Below are 14,928 nucleotides of genomic sequence, written 5' to 3'. Positions count from 1 at the left end.
AATGAGCGGCTAGGATAGGCAGCATGAACACTCAAGCCTTGTTGTCTTATCTGCATCACCATCTCCCTGGGCTGCTGGCGGTTTACCTGTTCGGTAGTCATGCACAGGGCACCGCGGGACCTGATAGCGACGTCGATCTGGCGGTGCTCGTGTCCGGCGAGGTCGATCCTGTTTCGCTGTGGCAGCTCTCAGGAGAGTTGGCGGATATCGCTGGCAGTCCGGTGGACCTTATCGATCTACGCGCGGCAACGACCGTCATGCAATATCAGATCGTGACCCGAGGTCAGCGGCTCTGGGCCAGAGACGTACAGGCGGGTTTGTACGAATGTTTCATTCTCAGCGAAAAAACCGCTCTGGATGAGGCTCGGGCAGGCTTGCTCAAGGATATTCAGGAAGAAGGCAGCGTGTATGGCCGATGATGTTTTGATCAACAAGGCAGCAAGTATCGAGCGTTGCGTCGCCAGGGTGCGGGAAGAATACGAGAAAGATCCCGCTACGTTTGCCACCGATTTCACTCGCCAGGACTCGGCAGTCCTGAACATCCAACGGGCGTGTGAAGCAGCACTGGACATGGGACAGCACTTGATTCGACGTGAGCGGCTGGGTGTTCCGCAAAGTGCTCGCGATACATTCGAGCTGCTTTTGCAAGGTGGCTGGCTGGAGGAAGGCCTGGTGAAAAACCTGAAGAACATGGTGGGCTTCAGGAACATCGCCGTGCATGACTATCAAGCCCTGCAACTGCCGATCATGATCGCGATCATTACCGGGCATCTGGATGATTTCCTGGCGTTCAGTGCATTCATCTTGCGAAAAGACGCGGCGGAGCACGAGGGATAAAAAAAATCCGCTCTTGCGCAAAACGTAAAAGCCCCGCTCGGCATGCTGCCGGGCGGGGCTTTTTTTGCTTCGCTACTTCTTACAGGAAGTTGTAAGTGTAGTTGAAGATCAGGCGGGTCTGATCCCGGTCCGCGCCGGAACCGCTACCGGTACCGCGATAAGAGCCGTGACGCAGAGTGGTGCCGAAACCTTTCAGAGCACCTTGCTGGACGACGTAATCCAAGCGCATGTCGCGTTCCCACTCGGACGAATCGCTTCCACCTGCGGTACGGGACTTGATGTCATCGCCACGCAAGTAGGCAACTGCAGCTTTAAGGCCTGGAACGCCGAGACCAGTAAAGTCGTACGAGTATTGACCAAACGTAGTGTTCTCACCTGCGCGGACGAACTGATGGATCATGCTATCGGTGAACAGGTAGAAGCTTGAACCGCCGGCGCCTTCGTTGCGACCGCTGTCATTGAGCAGGCTGCCCTGCCCCATGTAGACGAAACCGCCGTCATCACCGACTTGCTGGTGACCCAACATGAAGGCACTGCCACCCAGGGTATAGGTGAACATGGCGCTCCAAGTCTTGTTGTCGACCTCGCCCGGATTCTTGGCGTAACCACCGTTGTTATCGAACTGATAGCCTGCGTCGCCGTTGCGGCCATCCGAGCTGCTATCGAAGTAACGCAGGTCAGTCTTGAACGACTGGCCTTCGGTGATCGGGAACACATGTACCGCGCCCAGGAAGTGCTGCTTGTAGTAATCCTGCAGGTTGGCGTAGTAGTACTGCAGGGTCAGGTCCTTGGTGACCTTCCAATCAGCACCGGCATAACGGAACTGGTTGCTGTCCTCGGTACCGCCGCTCACGGCCAGGCCGGTGCTGTTGGTACCGGCACGGCCTACGGCGCGCTCCAGTTGGCCGGCGTTGAACGTCACGTTGTCCAGGTCCTTGGAGGTGATAGTGCCACCTTCGAAGGTTTGCGGCAGCAGACGGCCATCGTTGGCGACCAGGATCGGCAGGTTAGGCTGCAGTGCACCACCCAGGTGGGCCTCGGTCTTGGAGAAAAGCGCCTTCACGTTGGCCGACCCACGGCTCCAGCTGTGCTCCGCGGACCCGTCGGAGTCACTTGGCGAGAAGGAGTTATTGGCGTCTGGACGCTGACCTTTACCACCATCAAGGTGAAGACCAACCATCGCCTGGGCGTCGATACCAAAACCAACGACACCTTGAGTGAAGCCGGACTTGTAGTCGAACTTCAGGCCGGTCGCCGCCTCGCGCTGGTCCTCATCGCCTTCACGGTTGTCGTTGTCAAAGTACATGGTGCGAGAACTGACGGACGCCTTGCTGTCCTCGATGAAACCGGCGGCGCCTGCCTGCTGCGCCATTACCCCAACGGCCACAGCCAGGGCCAAGGTGGACTTCTTCATGTATCGCTCCTCTCGTTTTCTAATTCTTGTGTGTCTTTGGTTCCGGTTCGAACGCCCGGAATCCGCGGATGCGCGATTAGCGCCAGACCGTGACTGGCAAGTCAACCGTAACCCTTTCGGACTACGACCATGGTCTAACCCCGCGACACCGGCCGGAAGAATAATGGATTCTTTATAAATCCAAAAAGAATTGTTTCATCAGTTTTCAGCTCGTTTCGACATATGCTTGCCATCAAAGCGTCATCAAGCCCTGAATCGGCTTATCGGCGCCGCCGAGGATTCCTGAATGGTGATTCGTCGGTGCTCGCGCGCGACATGCCAATGCGTGCGCATGCCGCGATCTTGAGGCTTTCCAGACTAGTCGCTGATTGTCTGAAATCAAGAAAGTCGCGGCAGCGTGATTGGATAGGCGGGTTGTTTACAGGGATTTTTCGAAGATTTTCGAATTACGCTGATAGTTGTACAACGAAGCCCGCGCCGCCGGCAGGCGATCGACACTGCTGGGCTCGAAGCCGCGCTCGCGGAACCAGTGGGCGGTCCGGGTCGTCAGCACGAACAGGGTCTTGAGGCCCTGGGCGCGGGCCCGGGTTTCGATCCGCTCCAGCAGCTCATCGCCCCGGCCACCGTGGCGGTATTCCGGATTCACGGCCAGGCAGGCGAGTTCCCCGGCGTCCGAATCGGCGATCTGGTACAGCGCCGCGCACGCGATGATCATGCCTTCGCGCTCGACCACGCTGAATTGCTCGATCTCGCGCTCCAGCACCTCGCGGGAACGCCGTACCAGAATGCCCTGTTCCTCCAAAGGACTGATCAGGTCCAGCAAGCCGCCGACATCCTCGATGGCGGCTTCGCGCACCACCTCGAATTGTTCCTGGGCCACGAGCGTGCCGCTGCCATCGCGGGTGAACAGTTCGGCCAGCAGCGCACCGTCCTCGGCATAGCTGACGATGTGGCTACGCGCGACGCCGCCCCGGCAGGCCTGCGCCGCCGCATCCAGCAGCTCGGCCTGATAATCGCTGCCCAGACGTTGCATGTGGGCCGGGACCTGTTGCGGACGCAGCTCGCGAACCAGCCGCCCATCCTCGCCGATCAGGCCCTGCTCGGCGCCGAACAACAGGAGTTTGTCGGCGGCCAGATCGATGGCCGCCCGGGTCGCGACGTCTTCACACGCCAGGTTGAAAATTTCCCCGGTCGGTGAATAGCCCAACGGCGACAGCAGAACGATCGAGCGCTCATCCAACAGTCGGTTGATGCCCTTGCGGTCAACCCGACGCACTTCCCCTGTGTGGTGATAGTCCACGCCTTCGAGCACGCCGATCGGCCGCGCGGTAACCAGGTTGCCGCTGGCCACGCGCAACCGCGAGCCTTGCATCGGCGAAGAAGCCATGTCCATCGACAGGCGCGCCTCGATGGCAATGCGCAACTGGCCGACCGCGTCGATCACGCACTCCAGGGTCGCGGCATCGGTGATGCGCATGCCATGGTGGTAATGCGGCGTCAGGCCGCGGGCAGCGAGGCGGGTCTCGATTTGCGGACGCGAACCGTGCACCAGCACCAGCCTCACGCCGAGGCTGTGCAGCAACACCAGGTCATGGACGATGTTGCCGAAGTTGGGGTGCTCCACCCCGTCGCCAGGCAGCATGACGATGAAGGTGCAATCGCGGTGGGCGTTGATATAGGGCGAAGCGTGACGAAGCCAATTGACGTATTCGGGCATGAACCTGGGCCTGTAATAAATAACAGCCTAAAAAAGACGAAGCGGAACGCACAGCGGGCTGGTGGTTATCGTCGAAACAGGCTTGGCGACACGCGCGCTCTCCTCATGAATACGGGTCCGCAAGCGGACAATTTAACCGGCGCTGGCCGGTGTCAGGCAGTAATGGCCGATCAACTGTCGCAACAGCTGCACGGTAGGCTGCAAACGTGACATTTCAAGGTACTCGCCAGGCTGGTGGGCGCAGGCGATATCGCCAGGCCCCAATACCAGGGTTTCGCAACCGAGGCGCTGAAGATAAGGCGCTTCGGTGCCGAACGCCACTGCTTCGGCACGATGCCCGGTGAGCCGTTCGGCCACCCGCACCAGCTCGGCGTCCTCGGCCTGCTCGAACGGGGGCGCTTCGGGGAATAGCGGTGCGTAGTCGATCTTCACCTGATGGCGTTCGGCGATGGGGTCGAGCTTCTGCCGGATCGCCGCCCGCAGCACCTCTGGATCCATGCCCGGCAGTGGGCGCAGGTCGAACTCCATGGAGCATTGGCCGCAGATCCGGTTGGGATTGTCGCCGCCATGAATGCAGCCGAAATTCAGGGTCGGCTGCGGCACGGTGAACTGTGGATTGCGGAACTCACGCTGCCATTGCAGGCGCAGGCCACGCAGCTCGCCCATGGCGTCGTGCATCGCTTCGAGCGCGCTGCGGCCCAGGCTCGGGTCGGATGAATGGCCGCTGCGCCCGAGGATGTCGATACGCTCCATCATCACGCCCTTGTGCATGCGGATCGGCTTCAGCCCCGTCGGTTCGCCTATCACCGCCGCGCGTCCGAGCGGCCGCCCGGCCTCGGCCAGGGCACGGGCGCCCGCCATGGAGCTTTCTTCATCGCAGGTGGCGAGGATCAGCAACGGCTGCCTGAACGGCTGGTCCAGCAACGGCCGCACCGCTTCGATGGCCAGGGCGAAAAAACCTTTCATGTCACAACTGCCCAGGCCCACCCAGCGCCCGTCGACTTCGGTGAGCTTGAGCGGGTCGGTCTGCCACAACGCGCCATCGAACGGCACCGTGTCGCTGTGCCCGGCCAGCACCAGCCCGCCGGGCCCCGTGCCGAAGCTGGCGAGAAGGTTGAACTTGCCGGGGCTGACCTGCTGGATATCACAGGAGAATCCCAGTTCCGACAGCCAGCCTGCCAGCAGCTCGATCACGGCGCTGTTGGACTGGTCCAGCTTGGGCTGGGTACAACTGACCGAAGGCGCGGCGATCAGGGCAGCGAACTGATCTTTCATGGACGGCAAAGGCATCGCTGGCTCCCGGGCTTACAAATTGGGGGTCCATCATAGAACCATCGAGAGCAAGGATGGAACCGTTCGGCGCGGAGGACCGACGAGTCCTGTACACTGCACGACCCTGGCAGCCACATCTCCCCCCGGCTGCGCACCCGATTCCTGGATTTTCCGGCCATGCAGAAAGAAACCGAAATCAAACTCCGCGTCAGCCGCGAGACCCTGGCAGCCTTGCGCGAGCATCCGCTGTTGAAAAAACGCAACAAGAGTGGCTGGGAACGCCACGAATTGATGAACCAGTACTTCGACACGCCGGAACGTGACCTCGCCCGGGCCAAGGTTGCCCTGCGCCTGCGCCGCGATGGCGAAGAAGTCATCCAGACCCTCAAGACCCGTGGCCAGAGCGTTGCAGGCCTGTCCGAGCGCAACGAATACGACTGGCACCTGCCCAAGGCCAAGCTCGACCTGAAGAAGCTCGACGGCGAATGCTGGCCCGAGGCACTGGCGGAACTGGACAAAAAAACCCTCAAGGCAATCTTTACCACCGATTTCGTCCGCGAGCGCGCCGAAATTGCCTGGGGCCGTGGCAAAAGCAAGGTGGTCATCGAGGCCGCCCTGGACTTGGGCCACGTGGTGGTCGGCAAGCAGAAGGAAGAAATCTGCGAGCTGGAACTGGAACTGCGCGAAGGTGAACCCGCCGCCCTTCTGGAACTGGCCGCCGAACTGGCCGCGACCCTGCCCTTGATGCCTTGCGACATCAGCAAGGCTGAACGTGGCTATCGCCTGCATGATGCGAGCAGTTACGCCCTGAGCCTGCCGGCTCCGCAACTGACGGCCGAAACGCCGCTGGACGATGCTTTTGGCGCTTTGAGCTGGCATCTGCTGGGCAGCAGCCAGCGCCTGGCCGAGCAATATCGTTTCAACGGCCACTGGCGCCTGTTGCAGGACTGGGTGGAAAACCTCGCCGAACTGCGCGCATTGCTCAGCAGCCTCGGCCAGGCCGCGCCGCGCCAATCGACCCATGATCTGCGCGTCGCCCTGGATGCGCTGCTGGAAGACTGGCGTCCGCTGGTCCAGGCCGGCCTCGACGACGAAGACGTGCGCAAGGCGGCGCCGGAGCAATTCCTCGAAGAGCTGCAGGACCCGCGCTGGGGCCTCTTCTCCCTTGAAGCTTCGCGTTGGTTGCTCGCCCGCAGCTGGACCGCCGACCGCAACACCCGCGGCAATCGCCAGGGCGCGGCGCAACTGGGCAGCTGGCTGCCGCGCCTGCTCAGCGAAGAAGCTTCGTCGCTGCAACTGCAACGCTACCAGCAACAGCCGGAAGACCTGGCCGAGCAACTGCCGCGCATCGAACGTATCCAGGCCTGGCTGCATCATGCCCGCCAGGCGCTGGAAATTCCTGAGATGGACCGGCTCTACGGCGAATTGAACAAGCTGGCGCAATTGGCCAACGAACCGATCACCGACGAACTCTTGGATGCGCGCAAGCAGCAGGCGATTGCGGTTTACCAGAATCGGGCCTGGAAGACTTTGCTGCGCCTGTGATACCGCCTTCGCGAGCAGGCTCGCTCCCACAGGTCCAGCGTTGCACACAGATTTTGTGGCCGCTGAAGATCAACTGTGGGAGCGAGCTTGCTCGCGATGAGGCCAGCCCAAACATCGCAAAAACAAGCTCAGCACACCACCGGCAAACTCGTCGTCGACTTGATCTCCGACAGCGCCACGATCGAGTTTACCTCCTGAATCCCCGGCACCATCGACAGCTTTTCGAAAAAGAATCGCTCATACGCCTCGATATCCGCCGTGACAATGCGCAGCATAAAATCCACCGATCCCATCAGCACGTAGCACTCCAGCACCTCGGGAAATCCGCGGATCGCCTCGGTGAACTCGGTGAAATTCGAGCGACCGTGGGCGTTGAGCTTGATTTCCGCGAAGATCTGCGTGTTCAGGCCGATTTTCTTGCGGTCCAGCAGCGTCACCTGCCCCCGAATGATCCCCTCTTCCTTCATCCGCTGAATCCGACGCCAACAGGGCGACTGGGACAAGCCAACCTGCTCGGCGATCTGCGCGCTGGACAGCGAAGCATCCTCTTGCAGCAACGCCAGTATCCTGCGGTCGTAGCTATCCAGCTCACTGTGCATAAATAAACCTGTAGTTTTCCGATAAGCGAATCAATTTATTCACCATAGGCCCTAAATAGCTCATCTTAGGTAAGAAATACCCTTCTATGCATGTAAATATTTCTTCCGACCTCCAGGAGACCGAACATGCATTCACTCGCAACCGTATCCACCGCCCCGACCCGCGCCGACGCCTGGCACGCCGCCAACGCCCATTGCCGCGTGCATTATCAGATGCAGGCCGAAGCCGAACCGGACGTGCTGTGTCGAGCGTTGAATCTGTTCGCCTTGCAGGGCCTGACGCCACAGCAGGTCCACGTCGAGCGTCAAGACGATCTGCTGACGCTGGACATTGTCCTGGATGGGCTGAGCTGGCACCGTGCCCAGGTCATTGCTGAAAAATTACGTAACCTGATCAGCATGTGCTCGGTGGACCTGCAGGACGCCGATATCACGCGGGCCGGACGGGTCCTGGCGGCCGGTTGAGGGGTGCGCAGGCAAGAATTGGAAACGCATTGGTCGGGTAGTGGCCCAACGGTCCATAAGGTCGGGACTATTCTTTTGCACAACAAGCCGGGACGCCGAAGCGTCTGCATCGCGGCTTTGCTGCAACTGTCCAATAGGAACCCGAACGCCCATGTCCACCAAACACGCCACTCAGGACCGCTGGCTGGACCTTAACGATCTGCTCCGCCAACTGGTCGCCCAGGGCCTCATCAGCCAGGATTCAGCCGAAACCGCGCTCAACGCCCGGCGCCGGCATAACGCCAACAGCCAGTTGCACCCGCTGGAGTTCATCGCCAACCAGCACCTGGACGACCTCAGCCGACCCGGCAAGCGCCTGGACCTTGAGAACCTGACGCTGTGGCTGGCCCAGCAGGCCGACCAGCCCTACATGCGCATCGACCCGTTGAAGATCAACGTGGCGGCCGTTACGCCGCTGATGTCCTATGCCTTTGCGCAACGTCACAAGATTCTCGCAGTGGCGGTTGACCGTGACGCCGTCACCGTCGCCAGTGCCCAGCCTTACGTCAGCAGTTGGGAAGCCGACCTGACCCACGTGCTCAAGCTGCCGGTCAGGCGGGTGGTTGCCAACCCGGTGGATATCCAGCGCCTGAGCGTGGAATTCTATCGCCTGGCCAAATCCGTCAGCGGCGCTACCACCGTCGATCAGCAACCGAGCAACTTGACCAACTTCGAACAACTGCTCAACCTCGGCGCCAGCGACCAGGAGCCGGACGCCAACGACGCCCATATCGTCAACATCGTCGATTGGCTGTTCCAGTACGCCTTCCAGCAGCGGGCCAGCGATATCCACATCGAACCGCGCCGGGAGCAGGGCACCGTACGCTTTCGCATCGACGGGGTGCTGCACACCGTCTATCAGTTCCCGCCGCAGGTGACGATGGCGATCATCAGTCGCCTGAAAAGCCTGGGGCGCATGAACGTCGCGGAAAAGCGCAAGCCCCAGGATGGTCGCGTCAAGACCAAGACTCCCGACGGCAACGAAGTGGAGTTGCGCTTGTCGACCTTGCCAACCGCGTTCGGCGAAAAAATGGTGATGCGGATCTTCGATCCGGAAGTATTGCTCAAGGATTTCGACCAACTGGGCTTCTCCGCCGACGACCTGCGTCGCTGGCAGGACATGACCCGCCAGCCCAACGGCATCATTCTGGTCACGGGCCCCACCGGGTCCGGCAAGACCACGACGCTCTACACGACGTTGAAAAAACTGGCGACGCCGGAAGTGAACCTCTGCACCATCGAGGATCCGATCGAGATGGTCGAGGCCTCGTTCAACCAGATGCAGGTCCAGCACAACATCGAGCTGTCTTTCGCGGCGGGCGTACGTGCGTTGATGCGGCAGGACCCGGACATCATCATGATCGGCGAGATCCGTGACCTGGAAACCGCCGAAATGGCAATCCAGGCAGCACTCACCGGACACCTCGTCCTCTCGACCCTGCACACCAACGACGCGCCGAGCGCCATCAGCCGCCTGCTGGAGCTCGGCGTGCCGCATTACCTGATCAAGGCCACAGTGCTCGGAGTCATGGCCCAGCGCCTGGTGCGTACGTTGTGTCCGCATTGCAAGGCGCCCATCACCCTGGATGAAGACGACTGGCAAACCCTGACGAGGCCCTGGCAGGCCCCGCTGCCGACCAACGCCCAGCAGGCTGTCGGCTGCTCGGAATGCCGCGATACCGGCTACCGGGGGCGGGCCGGGGTGTACGAGATCATGCAGTTGAGCGACAGCGTCAAAGGCCTGATCCACCCAGACACCGACCTGCTCGCCGTGCGCCGCCAGGCCTTCAAGGAAGGCATGCGCAGCCTGCGGCTCTCGGGCGCGCAAAAGGTAGCGGCGGGCCTGACCACGGTCGAAGAAGTACTGCGGGTGACGCCACAGAGTGAACAGAAGTAGCTTGGTGCGAGGGCTGACTGACGGGTCATGGAACTGAATCGAGGCTGCGGCAATCCAAAGTCATAGTTAACCCTGTGGAGTCACCTATCATGCGTCTCAAACTTGCTGTCGCGACCCTGGCCTTGCTTTCTCTTCCTGTTGGCTCGGCAATGGCCGACACGTTTTGGCGTAACGTCATCTCATCCGGTGCGACCACCGGTTCTACCTACCTGACCTTCAAGGACAACAAGCTGATCGTCGCTGCCCAGGACGACGCCGGCAGCTTCGTCGCCAGTGACGGCGGCATCCGTGGCCCCTACCTGGAAGCCGCGATGCAGAAAGTCCGTGCCGACAACCCAGGCCTGCAAGCCACCGACATGGAACTGGCCAACGCGATCCTGGCGAAAAACGCCGTCGCCCAGGAATGATGTCCGGCCGATAAAAAATGCCGCTCGATTGAGCGGCATTTTTTTGCCCGACGGACATCTCACAAACCAACGTGGGAGCGAGCCTGCTCGCGAAAGCGGTGTGTCAGCCAACCTCGATGTTGCTGATTTATCGCCTTCGCGAGCAGGCTCGCTCCCACAGGTATCAAGTGTTACTCGCCGATAGCAGCCTTATAGCCGGCAGCATCGAGCAACTTGTCCAACTCGGCCTTGTCGCTTGGCTTGAGCTTGAAGATCCAGGCGCCGTACGGATCGGAGTTCAGCAGCTCCGGCGAGCCGCCCAACTCTTCATTGATCGCAATCACTTCGCCGGCAATGGGGGCGTAGATGTCGGAAGCGGCCTTGACCGACTCCACCACTCCAGCCTGATCACCAGCAGCAAAAACCTTACCGACCTCGGTCAGCTCGACAAACACCACATCGCCCAAAGCTTCCTGCGCATGGTCGCTGATGCCTACGGTGACGGTACCGTCGGCTTCCAGGCGGGCCCACTCGTGGCTTTCGGCAAAACGCAGTTCGGCGGGGATATCACTCATATTCTGTGTCCTCAAGAGAAAGTGTCAGCGGCCGGCGGCCCGCCGCAAAGGGTTAGATCAGGGTTTTGCCATGGCGGACGAAGGTCGGCTTGACCACCCGTACCGGGTACCACTTGCCACGAATTTCCACCTCGGCACGGTCGGCGGTAGCCATCGGAACACGCGCCAGGGCGATCGACTTGCTAAGCGTAGGAGAAAAACTACCACTGGTGATCTCTCCTTCGCCAATATTGGCGATGCGGACCACCTGATGAGCGCGTAGAACACCGCGCTCCTCAAGTACCAGCCCGACCAGTTTGTGCTGCACGCCAGCCGCCAGTTCGGCTTCCAACGCCGAGCGGCCGATGAACTGGCGACTCGCAGGTTCCCAGGCGATGCTCCAGGCCATGTTGGAGGCCAGCGGCGAAACATCCTGATGAATGTCCTGGCCATAGAGGTTCATGCCCGCTTCCAGGCGCAAGGTATCGCGAGCTCCAAGGCCGATGGGAGGAATGCCAGCGCCCACCAGATCGTTGAAAAAGCTCGGGGCTTCATGGGCCGGCAGGACGATTTCCAAACCATCTTCACCGGTGTAGCCGGTACGGGCAATGAACCAGTCACCGTCGGCACGACCTTCGAAGGGCTTGAGCTGCTGGATCAATTGGCCGCGTGATTGCGTGACCAGTTCGGCAATCTTGTGCCGGGCCTGCGGCCCCTGGATGGCCAGCATCGCCAGTTCGGGACGCTCGTGCAGTTGCACATCATATTCACCGAGCTGTGCCTGCATCCAGGCCAGGTCCTGGTCGCGGGTCGAGGCATTGAACACAAGCCGGTAGCCGTCCTCGACCCGGTAGATGATCATGTCATCGACAATGCCGCCGCGCTCATTGAGCATCGTGCTGTACAGCGCCCGGCCGGTGTCCTGCAAGCGATCGACGTCATTGGCCAGCAAGCGCTGCAGCCAAGCCTTGGCCTGGGGGCCGGCAACGTCGATCACGGTCATGTGGGACACATCGAACACACCGCAATCGCGGCGCACCTGATGGTGTTCCTCGACCTGCGAGCCGTAGTGCAAAGGCATATCCCAACCGCCAAAATCGACCATCTTCGCGCCAAGGGCGAGATGCAGGTCATACAGAGGCGTACGCTGTCCCATGGGTTTCTCCTTCCGGGCGTGGCGAAGGTGCGGACGGGTACTGCACAGCACGAACGCCTGAAAAAAAGCGCCCTCAGCTACCCGGTCCGACGGACGGACCGCACCGAATGCCGCGCATTGTATCCGCATGCCATGGCACTGGCACCTGGAGCCGCTCTCAATTAATTCAGAACGCGCCGATGAGCCGAGCGCCGTATCAATCCGATGACCGGCAACAGCCCGACCAGCACCAGGGTCAGCGCCGGCAATGCGGCCCGTGCCCACTCCCCCTCGCTGGTCATCTCAAAGACCCGCACTGCCAGCGTGTCCCAGCCGAACGGGCGCATCAGCAGGGTGGCGGGCATTTCCTTGAGCACATCGACAAACACCAGCAACGCCGCGCTCAACGTGCCAGGGAGTAGCAACGGCAGATACACTTTGAAAAACAGTCGTGGCCCACTGACGCCAAGGCTTCGTGCGGCCTCGGGCAATGACGGACGAATCCGCGCCAGGCTGCTTTCCAGCGGACCGTAGGCCACGGCCAGGAAACGTATCAGGTAGGCCAGCAGCAACGCCGACAAACTGCCCAACAGTAACGGCTTGCCCGCCCCGCCGAGCAGGGTCGATAGCGGAATGACCAACTCACGGTCCAGATAACTGAACGCAAGCATGATCGACACCGCCAGCACTGAACCCGGCAAGGCATAACCCAGGTTCGCCAGGCCGACACCGGCGCGGATCGGGCGGGTCGGCGCCAAGCGACGGGCGAAGGCCAGCAGCAAGGCCACGCAGACGGTGACCAGGGCCGCCAGGCCGCCCAGATAGAGGGTATGGATGATCAACCCGGCATAACGCTCGTCCAGGTCGAACCGACCGCGCTGCCAGAACCACACCACCAGTTGCAGCACCGGAATGACGAACGCGCACGCGAAAACCGACAGGCACCAGCTGCTGGCCGCCGCCGCCTTGAAACCGCGCAAATGGTAAAGCGCCTTGACCCGGGGCCGTTCGTTGCTGGCCCGCTGTGCTCCCCGGGCACGGCGCTCACCGTAGAGCACCACCATCACCGCCAGCAGCAAGAGACTGGCCAGTTGGGCGGCGCTGGAAAGACTGAAGAAGCCGTACCAGGTTTTATAGATGGCGGTGGTAAAGGTGTCGAAGTTGAACACCGACACCGCGCCGAAATCCGCCAGGGTTTCCATCAGCGCCAGCGCCACGCCCGCGCCGATTGCCGGTCGGGCCATCGGTAGTGCCACCCGCCAGAACGCCTGCCAAGGCGATTGGCCGAGGACCCGGGCCGCTTCCATCAATCCCTTGCCTTGGGCCAGGAAGGCGCTTCGCGCGAGCAGATAGACATACGGATAGAACACCAGCACCAACACCAGGATAACCCCACCGGTCGACCGCACCCGGGGCAGGCGCAAGCCGTTGCCGAACCATTCGCGCATCAGGGTCTGCACCGGGCCGGCAAAATCCAGCAGGCCGACGAAAACAAACGCCAGCACATAGGCGGGAATCGCGAACGGCAACATCAACGCCCAATCGAGCCAGCGCCGACCGGGGAATTCGCAAAGGCTGGTAAGCCACGCCAGACTGACCCCCAACAACGTCACGCCGACACCCACACCCAGGATCAGCGTCAGGGTATTACCCAGCAGGCGCGGCATCTGGGTCTCCCACAAGTGGGACCAGATCTGCGCGTCGATGCTCTGCCAGGACAGCAACAGCACGCTCAACGGCAACAGGACCAGCGCAGCGACGGCGAAGACCAGGGGATACCAGCGGCGTTGGGCGGGGTGGGTCAAGGAAAACTCTCGTAAGACAAACGGTCATGTGGCGAGGGAGCTTGCTCCCGCTGGAGGGCGAAGCCCTCCCGGGATATCTGCCAGGACCTATATGCCGGGGCATGATCTGGGGCTTTGGGGCTACTGCGTAGCCCAGCGGGAGCAAGCTCCCTCGCCACGGGTCGTCAATGAGCTGAAAGGGATCGTCTCAGTTCCAGCCGGCACGATCCATCAGGCGAATGGCTTCGGCCTGGCGTTTACCCGCGACTTCCACCGGCAGCGTATCGGCCTTGAACTGGCCCCAAGCGGCGACTTCCTTGGACGGCTGGACTTTCGGGTTGGCCGGGAATTCCTGGTTCACGTCGGCGAAGATGCTTTGCGCTTCAGGGGTGGTCATCCATTCCACCAGTTTTTTCGCGGCGTCCGGGTGCGGCGCGTGCTTGGTCAGGCCGATACCCGAGAGGTTGATGTGCACGCCACGGTCCGCCTGGTTCGGCCAGAACAGCTTGACCTTCAAGTCTGGCTTCTGCTGATGCAGGCGGCCGTAGTAATAGGTGTTGACGATGCCAACGTCGCACTGGCCGGCATTGATCGCCTCAAGCAGCGCGGTGTCGTCGGAGAATACGTCGGTGGACAGGTTCCTGACCCAGCCTTTGAGGATCTCCTCGGTTTTTTCAGCACCATGGGTTTCGATCAGGGTCGCGGTCAGCGACTGGTTGTAGACCTTTTTCGAGGTCCGCAGGCACAAGCGGCCTTCCCATTCCTTGCCGGCCAGCGCTTCGTAAGTAGTCAGCTCACCCGGTTTGACCCGGTCAGTCGAGTACGCAATGGTCCGCGCACGCAGGCTCAGGCCGGTCCAGGCGTGGGACGACGCACGATACTGAGGGGGAATGTTGGCATCGATTACCGGCGAGGTGAACGGCTGCAGAATGCCCATCTGCTCGGCTTGCCAGAGGTTGCCGGCGTCGACGGTCAGCAGCAGGTCGGCGGTGGCATTTTTGTCTTCGGCCTTGATCCGCTGCATCAGGGGCGCTTCCTTGTCGGTGATGAACTTCACCGCGACGCCGGTCTTCTTGGTGTAGGCATCGAAAACCGGTTTGATCAGCTCATCGATGCGCGACGAATAGACCACCACCTCATCGGCAGCCTGGGCGACGGAAGTGCCGATCAGGGTCAGTGCGAGGGCGGACAGCAGGCGTTTGGTGGCCGACATGGTAGCGGTCTCTCGATTGTGAACAGAGCGCAAATGATAAGGACTCACATTTAGCACCACAATCGAACAGT

14 protein-coding genes are annotated in these 14,928 nt (G+C 61.2%); 6 read left to right on the top strand and 8 right to left on the bottom strand.

Translation table 11 applies throughout. From position 1 onward, the window contains the following. Nucleotides 1–23: 23 nt before the first annotated feature. Both mntA and hepT read left to right on the top strand, forming a co-directional pair. On the top strand, nt 24–419 hold the full coding sequence (mntA, locus tag J3P96_RS01385; protein ID WP_434654838.1) for a type VII toxin-antitoxin system MntA family adenylyltransferase antitoxin: 396 nt from the start codon (nt 24–26) through the stop codon (nt 417–419). Next, the gene (hepT, locus tag J3P96_RS01380) at nt 409–837 is read left to right on the top strand and encodes a type VII toxin-antitoxin system HepT family RNase toxin (protein WP_434654836.1); all 429 of its coding nucleotides are present in this window, start codon (nt 409–411) and stop codon (nt 835–837) included. Before mntA ends, hepT begins: the two co-directional genes overlap by 11 nt. 79 nt (nt 838–916) lie before the next feature. Here hepT and J3P96_RS01375 read toward each other — a convergent pair whose 3' ends face one another. From J3P96_RS01375 to argE, 3 genes are all read right to left on the bottom strand, one after another. Continuing rightward, complete coding sequence (locus tag J3P96_RS01375; RefSeq protein ID WP_305498041.1) at nt 917–2,251, bottom strand: OprD family outer membrane porin; 1,335 nt, start codon at nt 2,249–2,251, stop codon at nt 917–919. A gap of 418 nt (nt 2,252–2,669) precedes the next feature. Beyond that, nucleotides 2,670–3,968, bottom strand: coding sequence for an amino-acid N-acetyltransferase (gene argA / locus J3P96_RS01370; RefSeq protein ID WP_434571047.1), 1,299 nt, complete (start codon nt 3,966–3,968; stop codon nt 2,670–2,672). Between the two features lie 132 nt (nt 3,969–4,100). Then, on the bottom strand, nt 4,101–5,258 hold the full coding sequence (gene argE / locus J3P96_RS01365) for an acetylornithine deacetylase (protein WP_434654833.1): 1,158 nt from the start codon (nt 5,256–5,258) through the stop codon (nt 4,101–4,103). A gap of 159 nt (nt 5,259–5,417) precedes the next feature. On the opposite strand from argE, the gene J3P96_RS01360 reads away from it, so the two are divergent. Beyond that, nucleotides 5,418–6,785 (top strand): inorganic triphosphatase, encoded by a 1,368-nt coding sequence (locus tag J3P96_RS01360; RefSeq protein ID WP_434654831.1) that lies wholly within the window; start codon nt 5,418–5,420, stop codon nt 6,783–6,785. A gap of 128 nt (nt 6,786–6,913) precedes the next feature. Here J3P96_RS01360 and J3P96_RS01355 read toward each other — a convergent pair whose 3' ends face one another. Next, nucleotides 6,914–7,384 carry an Lrp/AsnC family transcriptional regulator gene (locus J3P96_RS01355; protein WP_434654829.1) on the bottom strand — a complete coding sequence of 157 codons (471 nt, stop codon included), beginning with the start codon at nt 7,382–7,384 and terminating at the stop codon, nt 6,914–6,916. A 126-nt stretch (nt 7,385–7,510) separates the two neighbouring features. Here J3P96_RS01355 and J3P96_RS01350 point away from each other — a divergent pair, with 126 nt between their 5' ends. The 3 genes from J3P96_RS01350 (at nt 7,511) to J3P96_RS01340 (ending at nt 10,192) form a co-directional block, all read left to right on the top strand. Continuing rightward, nucleotides 7,511–7,849 (top strand): hypothetical protein, encoded by a 339-nt coding sequence (locus J3P96_RS01350; RefSeq protein WP_434602191.1) that lies wholly within the window; start codon nt 7,511–7,513, stop codon nt 7,847–7,849. Nucleotides 7,850–8,000: 151 nt separating this feature from the next. After that, entirely contained in the window at nt 8,001–9,785 is a 1,785-nt protein-coding gene (locus J3P96_RS01345) for a GspE/PulE family protein (protein WP_305498037.1), read from the top strand. 86 nt (nt 9,786–9,871) lie between these two features. Next, a complete protein-coding gene (locus tag J3P96_RS01340) occupies nt 9,872–10,192 on the top strand; it encodes a DUF2388 domain-containing protein (RefSeq protein ID WP_186707601.1) in 321 nt (106 codons plus the stop codon). A 170-nt stretch (nt 10,193–10,362) separates the two neighbouring features. On the opposite strand, the gene gcvH is transcribed toward J3P96_RS01340, so the two are convergent. The 4 genes from gcvH to J3P96_RS01320 all read right to left on the bottom strand — a co-directional run bounded on the left by gcvH (nt 10,363) and on the right by J3P96_RS01320 (nt 14,857). Further along, nucleotides 10,363–10,746 carry a glycine cleavage system protein GcvH gene (gene gcvH, locus J3P96_RS01335; protein WP_434602192.1) on the bottom strand — a complete coding sequence of 128 codons (384 nt, stop codon included), beginning with the start codon at nt 10,744–10,746 and terminating at the stop codon, nt 10,363–10,365. A 52-nt stretch (nt 10,747–10,798) separates the two neighbouring features. After that, nucleotides 10,799–11,881 carry a glycine cleavage system aminomethyltransferase GcvT gene (gene gcvT / locus J3P96_RS01330; RefSeq protein ID WP_434654826.1) on the bottom strand — a complete coding sequence of 361 codons (1,083 nt, stop codon included), beginning with the start codon at nt 11,879–11,881 and terminating at the stop codon, nt 10,799–10,801. 161 nt (nt 11,882–12,042) lie between these two features. Beyond that, nucleotides 12,043–13,665 (bottom strand): ABC transporter permease, encoded by a 1,623-nt coding sequence (locus J3P96_RS01325; protein WP_434654824.1) that lies wholly within the window; start codon nt 13,663–13,665, stop codon nt 12,043–12,045. 187 nt (nt 13,666–13,852) lie between these two features. Beyond that, a complete protein-coding gene (locus J3P96_RS01320) occupies nt 13,853–14,857 on the bottom strand; it encodes an extracellular solute-binding protein (RefSeq protein ID WP_434654821.1) in 1,005 nt (334 codons plus the stop codon). Nucleotides 14,858–14,928 lie beyond the last annotated feature (71 nt).

Source organism: Pseudomonas sp. R3-56 (genome assembly GCF_051132075.1).
Classification (GTDB): domain Bacteria; phylum Pseudomonadota; class Gammaproteobacteria; order Pseudomonadales; family Pseudomonadaceae; genus Aquipseudomonas.
The sequence above is the reverse complement of the archived record's forward strand: the minus strand, read 5'-3'. Positions and strand labels throughout refer to the sequence as shown.

Bases quoted from the DNA above. Each gene is read 5' to 3' on its own strand.
- argE (WP_434654833.1), bottom strand. From the start codon at position 5,258: ATGCCTTTGCCGTCCATGAAAGATCAGTTCGCTGCCCTGATCGCCGCG.
- mntA (WP_434654838.1), top strand. From the start codon at position 24: ATGAACACTCAAGCCTTGTTGTCTTATCTGCATCACCATCTCCCTGGG.
- J3P96_RS01320 (WP_434654821.1), bottom strand. From the start codon at position 14,857: ATGTCGGCCACCAAACGCCTGCTGTCCGCCCTCGCACTGACCCTGATC.
- gcvH (WP_434602192.1), bottom strand. From the start codon at position 10,746: ATGAGTGATATCCCCGCCGAACTGCGTTTTGCCGAAAGCCACGAGTGG.
- J3P96_RS01345 (WP_305498037.1), top strand. From the start codon at position 8,001: ATGTCCACCAAACACGCCACTCAGGACCGCTGGCTGGACCTTAACGAT.
- J3P96_RS01355 (WP_434654829.1), bottom strand. From the start codon at position 7,384: ATGCACAGTGAGCTGGATAGCTACGACCGCAGGATACTGGCGTTGCTG.
- argA (WP_434571047.1), bottom strand. From the start codon at position 3,968: ATGCCCGAATACGTCAATTGGCTTCGTCACGCTTCGCCCTATATCAAC.
- J3P96_RS01360 (WP_434654831.1), top strand. From the start codon at position 5,418: ATGCAGAAAGAAACCGAAATCAAACTCCGCGTCAGCCGCGAGACCCTG.
- hepT (WP_434654836.1), top strand. From the start codon at position 409: ATGGCCGATGATGTTTTGATCAACAAGGCAGCAAGTATCGAGCGTTGC.
- J3P96_RS01375 (WP_305498041.1), bottom strand. From the start codon at position 2,251: ATGAAGAAGTCCACCTTGGCCCTGGCTGTGGCCGTTGGGGTAATGGCG.
- J3P96_RS01350 (WP_434602191.1), top strand. From the start codon at position 7,511: ATGCATTCACTCGCAACCGTATCCACCGCCCCGACCCGCGCCGACGCC.
- gcvT (WP_434654826.1), bottom strand. From the start codon at position 11,881: ATGGGACAGCGTACGCCTCTGTATGACCTGCATCTCGCCCTTGGCGCG.